The organism is Cyanobium sp. NIVA-CYA 375 (assembly GCF_056108345.1).
In genome coordinates this window covers 1-16,079 of the sequence record NZ_JBSYHW010000009.1, presented here as the reverse complement: position 1 = coordinate 16,079, position 16,079 = coordinate 1, and the positions used below count along the sequence as shown (strand labels likewise).

General features: G+C 63.9%; 16 protein-coding genes. 7 read left to right on the top strand and 9 right to left on the bottom strand.

Translation table 11 applies throughout. From position 1 onward, the window contains the following. Nucleotides 1–4: 4 nt before the first annotated feature. Nucleotides 5–832, top strand: coding sequence for a peptidoglycan editing factor PgeF (pgeF, locus tag AC01FP_RS04120; RefSeq protein ID WP_474478345.1), 828 nt, complete (start codon nt 5–7; stop codon nt 830–832). Between the two features lie 148 nt (nt 833–980). Further along, the gene (locus AC01FP_RS04115; RefSeq protein ID WP_474478344.1) at nt 981–1,343 is read left to right on the top strand and encodes an AbrB family transcriptional regulator; all 363 of its coding nucleotides are present in this window, start codon (nt 981–983) and stop codon (nt 1,341–1,343) included. Here the strand turns inward: AC01FP_RS04115 and AC01FP_RS04110 are convergent. Next, nucleotides 1,282–2,985 carry an NAD(P)/FAD-dependent oxidoreductase gene (locus AC01FP_RS04110; protein ID WP_474478398.1) on the bottom strand — a complete coding sequence of 568 codons (1,704 nt, stop codon included), beginning with the start codon at nt 2,983–2,985 and terminating at the stop codon, nt 1,282–1,284. The two genes, AC01FP_RS04115 and AC01FP_RS04110, sit on opposite strands and share 62 nt — an antisense overlap. 275 nt (nt 2,986–3,260) lie before the next feature. On the opposite strand from AC01FP_RS04110, the gene AC01FP_RS04105 reads away from it, so the two are divergent. Beyond that, nucleotides 3,261–4,328, top strand: a complete 1,068-nt coding sequence (locus AC01FP_RS04105) for a metallophosphoesterase family protein (protein ID WP_474478343.1) — start codon at nt 3,261–3,263, stop codon at nt 4,326–4,328. Between the two features lie 5 nt (nt 4,329–4,333). Here the strand turns inward: AC01FP_RS04105 and ppsA are convergent, their stop codons facing one another. Then, nucleotides 4,334–6,739: a phosphoenolpyruvate synthase gene (gene ppsA, locus AC01FP_RS04100; RefSeq protein ID WP_474478342.1), complete on the bottom strand. Its 2,406-nt coding sequence runs from the start codon at nt 6,737–6,739 to the stop codon at nt 4,334–4,336. Nucleotides 6,740–6,888: 149 nt separating this feature from the next. Between ppsA and AC01FP_RS04095 the strand changes: the two genes are divergently transcribed. Further along, entirely contained in the window at nt 6,889–7,329 is a 441-nt protein-coding gene (locus AC01FP_RS04095) for a hypothetical protein (protein WP_474478341.1), read from the top strand. Nucleotides 7,330–7,352: 23 nt separating this feature from the next. Here the strand turns inward: AC01FP_RS04095 and AC01FP_RS04090 are convergent, their stop codons facing one another. From AC01FP_RS04090 to hemH, 5 genes are all read right to left on the bottom strand, one after another. Further along, nucleotides 7,353–7,559, bottom strand: coding sequence for a GIVxVP protein (locus AC01FP_RS04090; RefSeq protein ID WP_474478340.1), 207 nt, complete (start codon nt 7,557–7,559; stop codon nt 7,353–7,355). Nucleotides 7,560–7,579: 20 nt separating this feature from the next. Next, on the bottom strand, nt 7,580–7,915 hold the full coding sequence (locus tag AC01FP_RS04085) for a nuclease (RefSeq protein ID WP_474478339.1): 336 nt from the start codon (nt 7,913–7,915) through the stop codon (nt 7,580–7,582). Nucleotides 7,916–7,965: 50 nt separating this feature from the next. Beyond that, nucleotides 7,966–9,738 (bottom strand): biosynthetic-type acetolactate synthase large subunit, encoded by a 1,773-nt coding sequence (gene ilvB, locus AC01FP_RS04080; protein WP_474478396.1) that lies wholly within the window; start codon nt 9,736–9,738, stop codon nt 7,966–7,968. Nucleotides 9,739–9,877: 139 nt separating this feature from the next. Further along, nucleotides 9,878–10,501, bottom strand: a complete 624-nt coding sequence (locus AC01FP_RS04075; RefSeq protein WP_474478338.1) for a M23 family metallopeptidase — start codon at nt 10,499–10,501, stop codon at nt 9,878–9,880. Next, the gene (hemH, locus tag AC01FP_RS04070) at nt 10,482–11,657 is read right to left on the bottom strand and encodes a ferrochelatase (protein WP_474478337.1); all 1,176 of its coding nucleotides are present in this window, start codon (nt 11,655–11,657) and stop codon (nt 10,482–10,484) included. The genes AC01FP_RS04075 and hemH overlap by 20 nt, the downstream gene beginning before the upstream one ends. A 122-nt stretch (nt 11,658–11,779) precedes the next feature. Here hemH and AC01FP_RS04065 point away from each other — a divergent pair, with 122 nt between their 5' ends. Genes AC01FP_RS04065 through AC01FP_RS04055 form a run of 3 tightly spaced genes read left to right on the top strand, consistent with a single transcriptional unit; the run spans nt 11,780 to nt 15,044 of the window. Next, nucleotides 11,780–13,033 (top strand): site-specific integrase, encoded by a 1,254-nt coding sequence (locus AC01FP_RS04065; RefSeq protein WP_474478336.1) that lies wholly within the window; start codon nt 11,780–11,782, stop codon nt 13,031–13,033. Nucleotides 13,034–13,071: 38 nt separating this feature from the next. After that, on the top strand, nt 13,072–13,737 hold the full coding sequence (gene cobO / locus AC01FP_RS04060) for a cob(I)yrinic acid a,c-diamide adenosyltransferase (RefSeq protein WP_474478395.1): 666 nt from the start codon (nt 13,072–13,074) through the stop codon (nt 13,735–13,737). Between the two features lie 11 nt (nt 13,738–13,748). Further along, nucleotides 13,749–15,044, top strand: a complete 1,296-nt coding sequence (locus AC01FP_RS04055; protein ID WP_474478335.1) for a cation:proton antiporter domain-containing protein — start codon at nt 13,749–13,751, stop codon at nt 15,042–15,044. Here AC01FP_RS04055 and AC01FP_RS04050 read toward each other — a convergent pair. Together AC01FP_RS04050 and AC01FP_RS04045 are read right to left on the bottom strand one after the other, a co-directional pair. Further along, a complete protein-coding gene (locus tag AC01FP_RS04050) occupies nt 15,021–15,590 on the bottom strand; it encodes an oxygenase MpaB family protein (protein ID WP_474478334.1) in 570 nt (189 codons plus the stop codon). The two genes, AC01FP_RS04055 and AC01FP_RS04050, sit on opposite strands and share 24 nt — an antisense overlap. Nucleotides 15,591–15,713: 123 nt before the next feature. Continuing rightward, nucleotides 15,714–16,079, bottom strand: a 366-nt coding sequence (locus tag AC01FP_RS04045; protein WP_474478333.1) for an SDR family NAD(P)-dependent oxidoreductase, incomplete at its 5' end; no start/stop codon positions are given.

Here is a 16,079-nt window from a genome sequence, read left to right as displayed (position 1 = left end):
CCCCATGGCCGAAGCTGTTGATCCCCCCTTTGATCGTCCCGACCGGGACTTCAATGCCTTGTCCGGCTGGACCTGGGTCGGCACCTACGGGGGCTACTACCTTCAGTGCAATCTGCTCCAGTCGTTTGAGCACGGGTTTTTCACACGCCAGTGGCAGGGACGGGGGCCGGAGGTTTTGGCGGCCTATGTGAGCGCTGGAGTGAGTGTGCACCGTCTGCGTCAGGTGCACAGCGCCTTGGTTTTGCCTGCTAGCCAGGCCGGCACCGATCCCTGGCCCGAGGCTGATGGTCTTGTCAGTGATGCCGGCGGCCAAAGCCTCTGGGCCTGTGGCGCCGACTGCACCCCGGTGCTGATCGCCGATCCCGTTTCTGGCCGAGTGGCGGCCTGTCACGCCGGTTGGCGCGGGGTGGCGGGGGGCATCCTCAGCCGCGCCCTGCATCAGCTGCAGGCAGTCGGCAGCCGGCCGGCCGACCTGCTGGTGGCCCTAGGACCGGCGATAGGCGGCCGCTCATATCAAGTGGAGCGGATGGTGTCGGAGCAGGTTGCGGCGGCATTGGACCCTCCCGCCGCCCGCCCGGGGGATCCGGCCCAGCTGCCGGCCTTGCTTGATCAGTTGCGTCAGTGCGGCGCTCTGCAGGCAGACCCCGACCCCAAGCGAGACCGCCTTGACATCCGCCTTGCAGCCCAGCTCCAACTGGAGCGGCTTGGTGTGCCAAAAGCGCAAATTGGCATTTGTCCCCTCTGCACAGCCAGCGAACCGCTGCTATTTCATTCGTGGCGGCGCGATCAGGTCAAAGCGGTGCAGTGGAGCGGAATCGTTTCCCAGAACTGAATCTTGCAGAGATACCATTCAGCTTGATGTCAGTCAAGGCAAGTGTTTTGGCGCCGTTTCGAGCTGGATTTGCATCAAATTCAGGTTGCTTCGCTTGCAATCGGGCCTATTGCTAGGCAATAATGCGTTAGTTGCATAATTCTCATCAATGCTCACTGGCGCTGACCTTCTTGCCAAGGTCAAAGAACTCGGGGATGTGAGCAAGTCTGACTTGGTTCGCGTTTGCGGTTATGTCTCCCACAAAAAAGACGGTTCAGAACGGCTGAATTTCACAGCCTTCTACGAAGCTCTCCTGAATGCAAAAGGCGTCGATTTTGGTGGTGCCGCCAAAACTGGCAAAGGCGGCCGCAAGCTGAGCTTTAACACCAAGGTGCAGTTCAATGGCAACCTAATGGTGGGCAAGGCCTACACAGCAATGCTTGATCTCAAGCCCGGAGACGAGTTTGAAATCAAGTTGGGCAGGAAGCAGATCCGCTTGGTGCCACTGGGTTCTGAGGACGAGGAAGAGTGATCGCTAGGGCCACCTGTTCGGCCACTTTGATGCCATCAATCGCTGCCGAGAGGATCCCGCCGGCATACCCAGCCCCCTCGCCGGCTGGGTACAACCCTGGGGTGTTACAACACTCCAGGGTTGTTTCGTTTCTGGGTAGTCGCACCGGCGATGAGGTGCGGGTCTCAACGCCGGTGAGCAGGGCGTCCTCCATCAAGAAGCCGGGAATACGGCGTTCGAAAGCCGGCAGAGCCTCCCGGATCGCGGTCAGCACAAACTCAGGCAAGCAGCCAGCCAAAGTTCCGAAGCAAACCCCTGGTTGGTAGGAGGGAATAACCCCAGTGGCAGCGTAACTGGGACGGTTGGCGATGAAATCACCTACACGCTGGGCTGGGGCTTGGTAATTGGAGCCACCTGCAACGAAGGCGCGACCCTCCCAATGGCGTTGAAAAGCAACGCCGGCTAGGGGATCGCCGGCTCTTTCGCCATATGGCGCTAGATCGGCCAGCTCGATGCCCACCACAATGCCGCTGTTGGCGTTGCGTTCATTGCGGGTGTGCTGGCTCATGCCATTGGTTACTACCCGACCGAGCTCCGAGGTAGCCCCTACAACTAATCCTCCAGGGCACATGCAGAAGCTGTAAACACTGCGGCCCAGGTTGGCTGTTTCACTGCAGTGGTGCACCAGCTTGTATTCCGCTGGACCCAAGCGGGGGTGGCCAGCGGCCTGCCCCCAGCGGGCCCTGTCAATCAGGCTCTGGGGATGTTCGATGCGTAGACCAACTGCGAAAGGCTTGGGCTGCATCGCCACGCCGGCGGTTTTCAACATCTCAAAGCTGTCCCGGGCGCTGTGACCAAGGGCCAGCACCACCTGAGTAGCGGCAATTCGTTCGCCACTATCGAGCTGCAGGCCCTCGATGGAGCGGTCCACGGGATTTAGCTCCAGGCCGTCTACCCGGCACTCGAAGCGCACCTCGCCCCCTAGGGCCTCGATTCGCTGGCGCAACCCCCGCACCACAGTGGCCAGCTTGTAGGTGCCGATGTGGGGGTGGTGCAGGGTGAGGATGTCTGGGTTAGCGCCTGCGGCGACTAGCTCTTCAAGCACCTTGCGCACGTAGGGCTTGGCTTCGCTCACCTGGCTGTAAAGCTTGCCGTCGGAGAAGGTGCCAGCCCCACCCTCGCCAAATTGGGCATTGGATTCGGGATTGAAGTCAGCGCTGCCCTTCCAAAAGCCGAAGGTGTCGGCGCTGCGCTGCTTGATCGCCTTGCCCCGCTCCAGCAATAGGGGACGTAACCCCATCTGGGCCAGCAGCAGGGCCGCGAAATAGCCGCAGGGACCAGCTCCCACAACCACTGGTCGCATCTTGGCTGCGTTGGCTCCGCTTACGACGGGGTGATAAGTCGTGTCGGGGCTGGGCCGCAGGTGGGGGTCGCCGGCAAAGCGCTTCAGGAGCCGGGCCTCGGCCCGGGCATCAAGGTCCAAATCCAGATCCAGGCTGTAAACAAGGGTGATCGCCGCGCTCTTGCGGGCATCAACGCTGCGTTTAACCAGCCGCAACCCAAGTAGTTGATCGGGGGCGAGCCTCAGGCGCCTCAGCACTGCCGCCGCCAGGTCTGCCTCGCTGTGGTCGAGGGGCAGCTTCAATTCGCTCAGGCGCAGCACTACCGACTCCCGGGGGGGCGCCTGGACGGGAGCCGGGCGCTTATTCATGGCGTTATTTCAGCAGTATTGGCTCCACTGCGCCTGAAATTGGATTGGGCTGCCAGGCTGGAGGCCGATGCGGCATCGATTCTTTGTCGATTACCCACTGCCCCCTTTGCATGGCCCTGGCCGCCCTTTGTGTGCTGCGAGCCACGGCCCACGGCACCTTGCTCTGGCGCCTGTCGGTCTGAGCGGGGCGCTAAACCATGGGCATGTTCCAGCGCAGCACACCGAAGATGGTGACCTGGCCTGGTGCCTTCGTCTCCCGACGTGGCTTCCTCAGCTTGGCTGGCTTGGGAGTGACCGCTTTGGCGGTATCAGGCCTGCGCCCTGATGCCGCTGCCGCCCCTAGGGGTAGTGCTAAGCCGCTGCTGCCGCCCCGGGGCGACCTGCGCCTGGTGGCGATCAGCGATCTCAACAGCAGCTACGGCTCCACCAGCTATCTGCCGGAGGTGCTGCGGGCCGTTGAACTGATCCCCAGCTGGCAACCCGATCTGGTGCTCTGCGGCGGCGACATGGTGGCCGGGCAGAAGCAGGGCCTCAGCCGCGTGCACCTGAGTGCCATGTGGGCTTCCTTCCACCGCCAGCTGCTAGCGCCACTGCGGCGGGCGGGGCTGCCGGTGGCGATCACCATGGGCAACCACGACGCCTCTTCCGCCCGCTCTGCGGGCCAGTACATATTTGAGCTCGATCGCCAGGAAGCGGAGCGCTATTGGCGCGGCCAGCAGAACGCCCTGGGGCTCAAGTTTATTGATGCCAGCCGCTTTCCCTTCGCTTACAGCGTGCGTCAGCACGACCTGTTCCTACTGGTGTGGGATGCCTCCTCGGCCGCCCTGCCCGCCGAACAGGTGGCCTGGGCCGAGCGCCAGCTGCGCAGCCCCGAGGCCCAATCGGCCCGGTTGCGGCTGGTGCTTGGCCATCTGCCGCTGCTGGCCGTAGGCCAGGGCCGGGACCGGCCTGGCGAGGTGTTGCAGCAGAGCGAAGCCCTGCGCCAGCTGCTGGAGCGCACAGGAGCCCATGCCTACATCAGCGGCCACCATCACGCCTTCTTCCCAGGCCGGGTGGGTCAACTGGACCTGCTAAATCTCGGCGCCCTGGGCAGCGGTCCGCGCCGCCGGATTCAGGACAGCACGGCTCCGGTGCAGACCCTCACCGTGATCGATGCCTTCTGGCCCCAGGGTGAGGGCGCGGGACGCACGACCTACACCAGCTACAACATGACCACCCTGGAGTCGATCAGCAGCCAGCAGCTACCGGCCCAGATTCAACCCAGCCAGGGACCGTCGCTGCGGCGGATCGGCTGAGAAGCTCAGGCCAAGCTGGCCTCGATCCTGGCAACCTCCAGACGGGTGGCGATCACGGCGTCGGGGTTGAGGCTGATCGAATCGATGCCCTCCTCCACCAGGAAGCGGGCGAAGTCGGGGTAGTCGCTGGGGGCCTGGCCGCAGATGCCGATCTTGCGGCCGCAGCGCTTGGCGCTTTGGATCGCCAGGCGAATCATGGCCTTCACGGCCGAATGGCGTTCGTCAAACAACTCAGCCACCAAGGCTGAATCGCGATCCAGCCCCAGGGTGAGCTGGGTGAGGTCGTTGGAGCCGATCGAGAAGCCATCGAAGCGCTCGGCAAACGCCTCTGCCGCGATCACGTTGCTGGGTAGCTCGCACATCACATACACCTCCAAACCGTTTTCACCGCGCACCAGGCCGGAGCGGGCCATTTGTGCCAACACCCGATCCCCCTCCTCGGGGGTGCGGCAGAAGGGCACCATCGGGATCACATTGGTGAGGCCCATGCCATCGCGCACCCGTTTAAGGGCCTGGCATTCCAGGGCAAAAGCAGCGCGGAAGGCGGGGGCGTAGTAGCGCGAAGCCCCCCGCCAGCCGAGCATCGGGTTCTCCTCGTTGGGTTCAAACGCAGCTCCCCCCAGCAGGCGCGCGTATTCATTGCTCTTGAAGTCGGAAAAGCGCAGGATCACCGGCCTGGGATAGAAAGCCGCTGCAATGCGGGCCATGCCCTGGGCCAGTAGATCCACGTAGTACTCGGCGGGGCTGGTGTGGCCGGCCGTTAACCGGGCTATCTGCTGCCGCTGCTGGGCGTCAGCAACCAGTTCGGGCTGGAGCAGGGCCAGCGGGTGCACCTTGATGTGATTGGCGATGATGAACTCCAGCCGGGCCAGGCCCACCCCATCGCAGGGAATGGCGGCCAGGTTGAAGGCCTCCTCCGGGTTGCCCACACTTATCAGGATTTGGGTGCGGGTGGCCGGCAGGTCGGTGATCGGCTGCTCCGTCAGCGTGAACGGCAAGGTGCCCCGGTAGACCCGGCCCACATCGCCTTCGCAGCAGCTGATCGTGATGGCATCGCCGTCCTGGATGCGCTGGGTGCCATCACCGGTGCCGACGATGGCCGTGATGCCCATCTCGCGGGCAATGATCGCCGCATGGCAGGTGCGGCCGCCCTGGTCGGTGACGACGCCGCTGGCTCGCTTGAGGATCGGCTCCCAGTCGGGGTCGGTGCGTTCGGTGATCAGAAGGTCACCAGCCTCAAAACGGCTGATTTCGCCGGGATCTTTAATCACCCGGGCTACGCCGCTGCTCACCGAGGCGCCGATGGCGCGGCCGCTCACCAGGGTTTCCGCTTTGTGGGGCTCTAGGTGCCAGCTGCGCAGCACCGCCTGCTGCTGCCGCGACTGCACGGTTTCCGGGCGGGCTTGGAGGATGAACAACTCGCCTGTGAGGCCATCTTTGGCCCACTCGATGTCCATCGGCGTGGGGGCACCACGCTTAGCGCTGTAGTGACGCTCGATTTGGCAGGCCCAGCGGGCCAGGGTGAGGCACTCGTCATCTCTGAGGGCGAAGCGGTTGCATTCGGCTTCTGGTACGGGCTCGTTGATCACGGTGATCCCCGCTTCCCCGTACACCATCCGGATCGCCTTGCTGCCCAGTCGCTTGCTGAGGATTGGCGCAAAGCCCTGCTCAAGCGTTGGCTTGAAAATCAGCACCTCATCGGGGTTGACGGCGCCCTGCACCACGTTTTCACCGAGGCCGTAGGCGGCGGTGAGCAGCACCGCATCGCGGAAGCCGGTTTCGGTGTCGATGCTGAACATCACCCCAGCGCAAGCCAGGTCGGAGCGCACCATGCGCTGCACACCGATCGAAAGGGCCACCTCCAGATGGTCAAAGCCATTGAGCTGGCGGTAGGAGATGGCCCGGTCGGTGAACAGCGACGCGTAGCAACGCCGGCAGGCCTGCAGCAGGGCGGCCTCGCCCTGGATGTTGAGGAAGGTCTCCTGCTGGCCGGCGAAGCTGGCATCGGGCAGGTCTTCGGCGGTGGCGCTGGAGCGCACCGCTACCGCTGGCAAAACGCCATCTGGTGTTGCCAGCTCTCGATAGGCAGCCAGGATTGCAGCGCTCAGATCGGCCGGCAGGCTGGCGTTCAACAGCAGGGCCCGGGCGGCCTTGCCAGCGGCCTGCAAAGCGGCGAGGTCTTCTGTATTAAGCCCCGCCAGCAGGGCCCGCAGCGGACCGTCGAGGCCATTGGTGCGCAACAGGTGGCGGTAGGCGGCAGCTGTGGTGGCGAAGCCTCCAGGCACCCGCACGCCCTTGCCGGCAAGCTCGCGGATCATTTCGCCGAGGGAGGCGTTTTTGCCGCCAACCTCGGCGATAGCCCCGATGCCAACTGCCGCGAACGGCACTATGAGCAGCTCGGCGGAAGGCATGGGTGGTTGGCGGCCGCCAACCAACTCTGACGCTTTCTTGGGGCATTGTCTTAACTGTGAAGCCAGCGATGCAGGCCCGATACCCCCTGCCGCCGGTTCAAAATGGATGGCACAGTGGGCTGATGCATTTTCGTTGCACGCCGATTTCTGTGTCTCGCTTTTCCCTTGCCTGGATCGCCGCTTCCGCCCTCAGCACTTCAGCCCTGCTGGGAGCCCCTGCCTTGGCCCAGTCGCCTGGGGCAGCTGCTGCCGCTGCCAAACCCATCAGCCTTGAGACCATGAACGCGCTGGCCCTTGCCGCCGCCGTCAACGTCTGTGAGCTGGCCGTGGAGCAAAAATTGGCCGTGCAGAACGCTGTGATCTCGAATGCCAAGGCGATCACCTATGTGGTGACCGCTGTTCATGGCAGTCAGATTGCCGGCAGCGGCAAGCTCGAAGCCGCCCAAATTGTCAACGGCAGCATTGTGCAGATTGTGGGCCGGGTTAAGCAGGGCTGTTACCCCAAAATTACCGCTGCCGATAAAAAATTCGTAGACGAAGTGATCGCCCAATACACAGCACAGGCCACCAAGGCCCAGCCCAAGAAGTAATCCGCTTGCCCTCTGTCTGGAGATCAGTCGGAGTCGGCAGACTCTGGCTTGCTCTCCGGTAGGAGTTGGGCCAGTAGCCCAGCCGCCATCAGCAACCCGCCCAAGCTAAGGGCCAGGGTTTTATTGCTCGCCGCGGGGCCCTCACTCCATACCCCCGCCGCCAGGAAGGCACCTCCCAGCAACAGGGAGGGCACCAGCACGATGCCCTTGGCGGTGCGATTCAGACTCATGGGCAGATAAGTGGCCGCATTCAGGTTGCGACGTTGGCACAATCGGCGTTGCTTTGGGATTCGGCTTGGGCAAGACCAGCTGCGATTAAACCGCTGCCTAGATCTGCTGCTTGGCTTTTGCTGCCACGCACAGGAGCAAGCGGCTGAACCTTTGCCAAAAGCACTCCCTGGTTTTGGCCCATCGGCCGCAAATTGACACGGGTATGGCGAGGAACGGCTTGGCGCAACCAGGCCACTGCCTCAGCCTGCTGAGCTTCAGCTACCTCCACACAGGCCAGCTGAACCGTATAGCTGCGGTTTTGGTCGCCCAGCTGCAGCAGGGTTGCTCCTCGCACCTGCAGCACCTCAGCTGCCAAGGCAGCTCCAGGCCACAACAGCAGAACCGTGAGCAATGCAGCGAGCCATCTCAAAGTTTGGCGCCGCAGCTGGGGCAGAACAGGTGGGCGCTTTCGGTAGTGCTGCCGCAGGCCTGGCAGTGGCGGCTGGTGTCGATTGCCAACTCCGGATGGGATGGCAGGCCCACCATCTGAGCGTTGCTGGCGCCGGGGGGCACCATCGGATAGCAGTTCTCGTTGCGGCGCACCTTGACATCGATGAAGGCAGGTCCGGGATGGTCAAAGGCCTCCTGGAGTTGCTGGCGCAGGTTGGCCCGTTCTTCGATGCGTACGCCTAGAACGCCGAAGGCTTCCGCTAAGGCCGCGAAATTGGGCATGCCATTGGTCATTTCCGAGGCGGAATAACGCTCGCCGTAGAAGCTCTCCTGCCACTGGCGCACCATGCCCTGCCAGCCGTTGTTGATCACCACCACCTTCACCGGCAGGTTGTATTGGCTGAGGGTGCCCAACTCCTGGATATTCATCAGGATGCTGGCGTCGCCGGCGACGCAGATCACCTGCTCATCCGGGAAGGCGGTCTGCACACCCATGGCTGCGGGCATGCCGAAACCCATCGTGCCCAGGCCCGCCGAACTGATCCAGCGCCGGGGGCCATTATGTAAAAACTGGGCGGCCCACATTTGATGTTGGCCCACATCTGTGGTGTAGAAGGCATCCGGTGCCAGCTCCCTCAGGGCGACAATCACTTCTTGGGGGGCGATGTCTCCCTCGGGGGCGGGCACCACCAGGGGATAGTTCTGCTTCCAGCTGTCGATGCGTTGCAACCAGGCCTCGGTGCGACCCTCCGAGCTGTCCTGGGCTGAGGCGGCCAGAAGAGCTGCTAGCGCGGCCTGGACATCGGCCACCAAAGCCACATCGGGCAGGCGGGTTTTGCCCATCTCCGCCGCGTCAATATCGATGTGGATCACCTGGGCCCGGGGCGCAAAGCCATCCAGCCGACCGGTGACCCGGTCGTCGAAACGGGCACCGGTGGCAATCAGCAGATCGCACTCTGTGACTGCGAAATTGGCGTAGGCGGTGCCATGCATGCCGAGCATGCCCACCGATTGGGGGTGCTTCTCATCGAAAGCTCCCTTACCCATCAAGGTGGTGGTGACAGGCAGCCGGAAGCGTTCGGCTAGCTGTTTCACGGCGCCATGGGCACCGCTGCTGATGGCTCCGCCACCGACGTAGAGCAGGGGGCGACGGGCTTGACGGATCAAGGCCAGGGCCGCTGCAACGGCAACGGGGTCTGGGCTGGGTGGCAATTTGAAGCCTGCGGGAATCGCCGAACCCGGGGCCACGGGCGTGTAGTCGAATTCCTCAAGGCCGACGTCCTTGGGCACATCGATCAACACCGGGCCGGGCCTGCCACTGGCTGCAATCAAAAAGGCTTCAGCCACGATCCGGCCGATATCGCGGGGATCGCGCACCACCCAGGAGTGCTTCACGATCGGCAGGGTTATGCCAAAAATGTCGGTTTCCTGGAAGGCATCGGTGCCAATCGAAGCCCGCGGCACCTGCCCGGTGATCACCACCATGGGCACCGAATCCATTTGGGCCGTAGCGATGCCGGTTACCAGGTTGGTGGCGCCGGGCCCCGAAGTGCCAAAGCAAACGCCAACTTTGCCGGTGGCACGGGCGTAGGCATCGGCCGCATGGGTGCCTCCCTGCTCATGGCGCACCAGGATGTGCTTCAGCCAGCCACGGGACTCTGCCTTGTGCAGTTCGTCGTAGATGGGCAGGATCGCGCCGCCGGGATAGCCAAAAATGTGGCGCACTCCATGGCGATGCAGGGCGTCCATCAGGGCATAGCCGCCATTCACTCTCTGGGAGGCAAAAGCTTCGCTATTGACATCACCACTAGTTGTGGCGGGAGCGGACTTGGCCGCAGAGGTGAGGGATGTCAGCGTCACTGCTGCTGCAGGCCAATCAATTTGGCGACTATTTGGTTGTGATAACCCTAGGTGCCGGCGTGGCTTTTGGCGCAGCTGTCCGCCCTGGTTGCTGGCGCCGGTCAGCGGCCATGGCCCGCAGGATCTGGGCCGGGTCTAGCCAGCGACCTTTATGGCGCATGCCCCAATGCAGGTGTGGACCCGTAGTGCGACCGCTCATGCCCACGTGGCCAATTAGTTGGCCCGTGCGTACGCCCTGTCCCTGGCGCAGCAGCACCTGGCCACTGCTGTAGGTGCCGCCTGAAACCCGCCCGGATAAATGGCAGTAGATGTGCTCGTAATCGCCCGAACGAATCACCAGCCCTAAACCGCAGCCTCCGTCTTTGATCACGTCCTGAACTGTGCCAGCCCACCAGTTGCGGATCGGCGATCCCATCGGTGCGGCGATGTCCAAGCCGTAATGGGGCTCCACCCGCCCCCAGGGGCCGGTGCGGGTGCCGAAATGGCTGGTGTAGGCCAGGAAGCTGGTGACGGGAAAAACCCCCATCTGCCAACGACTCTGGGCCAGTGCAGCCGAGCTGGGCAGCAGCCAGCAGGCGGTGCCGCTGAAAACAACCGCCGCCGCGAGCAGTCCGCCCTGCGTTAAGCGGCGATCAGAGCAGGCCCAGCGCATGCAGGGGTCCCTTGCCACTGAGCAGCTCCAGCAAGAAAGCGGAAAATCCCACCATCGCCAAACGCCCATTCCAAACTTCAGAGCTGTTGTTCCAGCCCCAGGCCCATTTGTCTTGGGGATAGAGCTTCACCTTGCTGGGCAATTCAGCGGCCTGGTCGAGGTTCACCTCAGGCCCGGCCATGGCCTGCTGCACCAGATCAGCCAAGCCATTGATGAAGGCCGGGGTGGTGTCGAGGGCTGGCACACGCCTGAAGTTGATGATCCCCGCCTCCGTGGCTATCTCCCGATACTCAATATCGATCTCCTCGAGGGTTTCAATGTGCTCGCTGACGAAACTGATCGGCACCACCACTAGATCCTTCACGCCGGCGGCGCCGAGATCCTGCAGGGCGTCGTCTGTGTAAGGCCTGAGCCACTCAACCGGACCCACCCGGCTTTGGTAAGCCAAGGTGGAGGGATTGGTGAAGCCCAGATCATGACCAAGGCGCTCCATGATCAGCTGGGCGCAGACTTGGATCTCTTTTTGGTAAGGATCGCCAGCCTCCTCCACATAGCTCTTAGGCACCCCGTGGGCACTGAAAAACACGTGGGCCGTTGAGGGCTCGGGGCAGGCCTGGATTTCGCGCGCAATCAGGCCAGCCATGGCACCCACGTAGCCAGGATCGTCGTAGTAGCTGCGAATGCAGCGGATCGGCAGCCGTGAAAAGCCACTGTCGGCTTGGCGCAACCGCTGCAGCTCGCGGAAGCTCGAGCCGCTGGTGCTGATCGAGAAGTGGGGGTAGAGGGGCAGCACTACTACCTCCTCCACCCCATCGGCCTTGATGTCAGCCACTGCCGATTCAGTGAATGGATGCCAGTAGCGCATCGCCACATAACTGGTGGCTTCAATGCCGCGAGTGCGCAATTCGCTCTGCAATTCGCGGGCCTGTTGCTCGGTGATACGCCGCAGCGGTGACCCTCCGCCAATGGAGCGGTAGGCCTCCTGAGATTTGCCGGCCCGCAGGCTGCTGATCAACCAGGCCAACGGTTTTTGAAGGGCTGGATTGGGCAGCCGAATGATTTCCGGATCAGAAAACAGGTTGTAGAGAAACGGCCCCACGTCCTGAATACGCTCGGGCCCACCGAGGTTCAACAGCAGCACGCCAACTTTGGCCATGCCCTCATTCCGCTCGGCTTAGAGATTGAGAGCGTAACGCTGCAGCTACTCCCCTAGCGGCCAGGGCGGTAGATCGATAACGTCAGTTTCTTTGCTGGAACGTCAGCTTTTGTGCTCGGCCCATGGCAAAAGCAGCGGTGGAGCTGGATCTGGCAGATGCAGCTGCCATTGCAGCCGAGGCCAACCTGCAGCTCGGCCTCGCCCATGCAAATCAAGCCTTGGTCCAAGCCGGGGTCTCCCTGCGGTTAGAGCTGCGCGGCCAACGGTTGGGACTGCGCGGGCCACTGCCCTGCCGCCGGGGCTCGGGGCGGCACCCGGTGCAGCGCATCAGTCTTGGGCTACCAGCTGATCTTGCTGGTCTTGGGCTGGCCAGGGAGCGGCTTAAAGAGGTTTTGCGTCAGCTGCAGCAAGGGCGCTTCGATTGGAGTGCCTGGGGGGCTCGACCAGCGCAGAGGCCGTCACCGCCACTGTCACTTGTTCAGCCCGCCGCTGGCGATCCCCATGGATTGGCAGCTTTCGAAGCGGCATTTTTTGCCGATCCCCGCCGCCGCCGCAACCCCGCCGGTTGTCGCACCACCTGGACCAGCGCCTACCTGCCCTACCTGCGGCGCCTGGCGGCGATTGCGGCCGAGCGAGACCTGCCCCTGGGACTGCCCTTGCTCGAGATGGCTCTAGAAAGCTATGCCGCCAGCAGCCGCAGCCGCCAGCAGTGCGGCACCGCCCTGGCGGCCCTGGCCCGCCACCTGGGCTTGCCCCTGCCCGAGAACTGGAGCGAGAGGGCAGCGGGTTACGGCCTGCACGCAGCCCAGTTCCGGCGTCTGCCTGGCGATCAGCAGATCCTGGCCCTGGTCGACCAGATCCCCAATCCCCGCTGGCGCCTGGCCTACGGCCTAATGGCCACCTACGGCCTGCGCAACCACGAGATCTTCTTCTCCGACCTCTCGGCCCTGGCCTCTGGCGGTGACCGGGTGATCCGGGTTCTGCCCACCTCCAAAACCGGGGAGCACCAGGTGTGGCCCTTCCAGCCGGAGTGGGTGGAGCACTTCGGCCTGGAGCAACTGGGCTCGCTCCAGCCCCCCCTGCCACCAGTGGCGACCGACCTGCGCCACACGACTCTGCAGCAGGTGGGCCGGCGGGTGGCCGAGCAGTTTCGCCGCTACGAGTTGCCGATCACCCCCTACGACCTGCGCCATGCCTGGGCGGTGCGCACCGTTCACATCGGCCTACCGGACACGGTGGCGGCTCGGATGATGGGCCACTCGGTGGCTATTCATACCCGCACTTATCACCACTGGATCACCCGACGCGACCAGCAGCAGGCGGTGGATGCGGCCCTGGCGCGCCAGAGTGCCGCCAGTGCCATTGCCCCACCGTGAGCCAGCCCGATAGCGCCGCAAACCAGTCCGACATCGCAGTGTCAGGGTCGACTCTCGATGCGGTGGCTGCCGAGCTCGGCCCCGGCGGCGATCTGGCACCGGAAGCAGACGCTGATGGCTATCGACGCCGCATGGCCCGCCGCCAGGAGGTGCAGCGACAGCGGGTGGGTGAGCGCAACCTGGAGAAGGGGCTGGTGCTGGTGTTCACCGGCGACGGCAAGGGCAAGACCACGGCGGCCCTTGGCCTGGCGCTGCGCACCCTGGGTCACGGCGACGCGGTGGCGGTGGTGCAGTTCATCAAGGGGGGCTGGCAGCCGGGCGAGGCCAAGGCCCTGGAGTTGTTTGGCGACGCCCTGGCCTGGCACGCCCTGGGCGAAGGCTTCACCTGGGAAACCCAGGACCGCGAACGCGATCGTCAGCTAGTACAGCTGGCCTGGGAGCGCTCCTGCAGCTATCTGGCTGACGGGCACCGCAAGCTGGTGGTGCTCGATGAAGTGAACGTGGCCCTCAAGCTGGGCTATCTGACGGTGGAACAGGTGCTCGAGGGGCTGGAACTGCGGCCCGAGCTCACCCATGTGGCCCTCACCGGCCGCGGCGTGCCGCCGGCCCTGCTGGAGCGGGCCGACCTGGTAACCGAGATGAAGCTGGTGCGCCACCCCTTCCGCGAGCAAGGGGTGAAGGCCCAACGGGGGATTGAGTTCTGAAGCAGGTGCTGATGCTGCTCACAACCTCGCCCGATACGCAGGCCCACCTGGCCGGGGCCCTCTTACCGCGAGGCTTTTTCCTCGGCATGGGACTGATCTATCTAGCTGCTTTGGCCCTCGATCGCCTGGCGGCACACTGGCGGCTGCCCGGGGCGGCGGCCGTGTTGCTGCTGGGCCTCGCCATCCCCAACGATCTGCTGGTCCGCGCCCAGCCCTTGGGCCCCTTGCAGCTCGAGACGCTCCACAGGGTGAGCCTGGCGCTGCTGCTCTTCTATGCCGGCCTGCGCACCGATCTGCGCCGCATCCGCGGCATGGAGGCCGCCGGCCTGCGGCTGGGCACCCTGGGCCTGCTGATCACGGTGGGGATCACGGGGATGGCGCTGCTGCTGCTGGCGCCTGCCCTGCCAGGAGGGCTGCCGGCGCCCGTGGTCTGGTTAGTGGTGTGTTGCCTGGCGGCGACCGACAGCGGCGCCCTGGAGGATCTTCTGGTGGCCCTACGCCACGGAGTGCGTGGCCCGCTGGTCCACCTGCTCCAATTCGAAGCAGCGCTCAGCACCGTGATGGCCCTGCTCGGCTTCGGGTTTGCCTCGGCGATCCTGCAGGGCCAAGCCCATGGGGGAAACGAGGCCTTGCAAGCCGCCCTAGTTAGCCGCTTGCCGGAGCAACTGGCAGAGCTGGCCCTGCATGTGCTGGCCGGGCTGGTGGCCGGCGTGGCAGTGGGCGGATTGGCTCCACGCCTGATCGATTGGCTGGTGCGCTCCGACCAGCAGCTTCTGCTGGTGGCGATCGCTCTGGCGTTCGTCGCCTACGGCTTCGGCCAGTTGCTGGGGGGTGGCGGCCTGCTGTCGGTGTTTATCGCCGGGGGCTGTCTCTCCAACGGCCGTTATCGCATTGCTCGTTTCGAGCAGCAGGCGCTGGGGCGGGTGATGCAGCCCTTCAACACCGCCGCCGAACTCACGGTGCTGCTGCTGCTTGGCCTGATGGTGAAGCCGGAGGCCTTGGTCGCGGTGCTGCCGGTGGGGCTGGCCCTGGCGCTGGTGCTGCCCCTGGCCAGGCTGGTGGGGGTGTGGGTGGTGCTGCGCCCGCCGGCCTTCCCCCGCAATGAGCGGCTGATCGTGACGGGCTGCGGGCTTCGCGCTGCCGTGCCCCTGGCCCTCGCGGTGTCGCTCACCGAGGAACTGCCCCACCTGGGGGGCATGAAGGCCGCTGCCGTTGAACCGCTCGCCGAGCAGCTCCTGGCCCTGATTTTCGCTGTGGTGCTGATCGATCTGGTGCTGCAGCCGCTAGCGATGCGCCAACTGCGGTAACAGCGGCGGCGGGCCCAGTTGCTCGAGGGCAAAGCAGCGGCCGTAGCTGGGTGTGGGGTGCATCGAGTAGAAGCGCGGCGAGGGCTCGCCGCCGAGGCGTTGCCGCAGGGCCAGGGTGGCCTCCACAATTCTCTGGTTGCTTGCGGCGTAGCGGAACATCTCCTGCTCCATCCGCTCCCCCACCGCCTGCCAGAAGCGGAACAGATGGTCGCGCTCCTTGTTTGTGAGCCCACGCCAGCCATAGCGCTCAAGCCACCGGATCGGCTCGGCCACGAAGCTGGAGAGCACATACAGGAAATCGTCGTTGGTGATGGCGTAGTGGCCGTGGATGTGGTTCATGCGGTCGATCACAGCCGCGCCTGGCGCGCTGTCCAGTCCGTGACGCAATAGCTCGGCCACCATTAAGCCGGTGTGCGCCAGCAGCGCCGAGATCGAGGGAACGCAAAAGGTTTTCAGCAGTGCCAGTTCCAGGGCCCGGGTTACATCCCAGGGAAAGAGCACACCAGCCAGCCGGTGACAGCAGGCCTCGGAAGCCTCAAGTGTCATGGGGTGGGGGCAGAGTTGATCCAGGAGATCATTCTGCGATTCACATTCAGACCCCTTCCGGCCATGGAAGTATTCAGATTTCTTGCTTGATTGCATGAGTGAGTCAATTCGCCCGTTTACATATCAAACTGCAGTCAGGCCGCCATCCAGACGGATCACTTGACCACAGATGAAGTTGGAAGCATTGGATGAAAGGAATAGCACTAGATCAGCAACTTCGGATGGCTCACCGAAGCGTCCAGCGGGAATTCGCGCTTTCATCGGCTCTGCCTTATTGGCCTCTCCCCACACCTGCTGGCCCATCTCTGTGAGAATCACAGTAGGTGCAACCGCATTCGCCTGGATGTTGTAACGGGCCCACTCGGCCGCCATCGTCTGGGTAAGCAAGTTGAGGCCTCCCTTGGAGGCCGAGTAGGCAGCATGGCCCACAGGTGCCAGCACAGCAGCAACCGAAGAAATATTGATAATTTTGCCGCGTCTCTGCTTGAT

Coding starts and splice junctions, on each gene's coding strand:
- pgeF (WP_474478345.1), top strand. CDS start 5: ATGGCCGAAGCTGTTGATCCCCCCTTTGATCGTCCCGACCGGGACTTC.
- AC01FP_RS04115 (WP_474478344.1), top strand. CDS start 981: ATGCTCACTGGCGCTGACCTTCTTGCCAAGGTCAAAGAACTCGGGGAT.
- AC01FP_RS04105 (WP_474478343.1), top strand. CDS start 3,261: ATGGTGACCTGGCCTGGTGCCTTCGTCTCCCGACGTGGCTTCCTCAGC.
- ppsA (WP_474478342.1), bottom strand. CDS start 6,739: ATGCCTTCCGCCGAGCTGCTCATAGTGCCGTTCGCGGCAGTTGGCATC.
- AC01FP_RS04090 (WP_474478340.1), bottom strand. CDS start 7,559: ATGAGTCTGAATCGCACCGCCAAGGGCATCGTGCTGGTGCCCTCCCTG.
- ilvB (WP_474478396.1), bottom strand. CDS start 9,738: ATGGACGCCCTGCATCGCCATGGAGTGCGCCACATTTTTGGCTATCCC.
- AC01FP_RS04075 (WP_474478338.1), bottom strand. CDS start 10,501: ATGCGCTGGGCCTGCTCTGATCGCCGCTTAACGCAGGGCGGACTGCTC.
- hemH (WP_474478337.1), bottom strand. CDS start 11,657: ATGGCCAAAGTTGGCGTGCTGCTGTTGAACCTCGGTGGGCCCGAGCGT.
- AC01FP_RS04065 (WP_474478336.1), top strand. CDS start 11,780: ATGGCAAAAGCAGCGGTGGAGCTGGATCTGGCAGATGCAGCTGCCATT.
- AC01FP_RS04055 (WP_474478335.1), top strand. CDS start 13,749: ATGCTGCTCACAACCTCGCCCGATACGCAGGCCCACCTGGCCGGGGCC.
- AC01FP_RS04050 (WP_474478334.1), bottom strand. CDS start 15,590: ATGACACTTGAGGCTTCCGAGGCCTGCTGTCACCGGCTGGCTGGTGTG.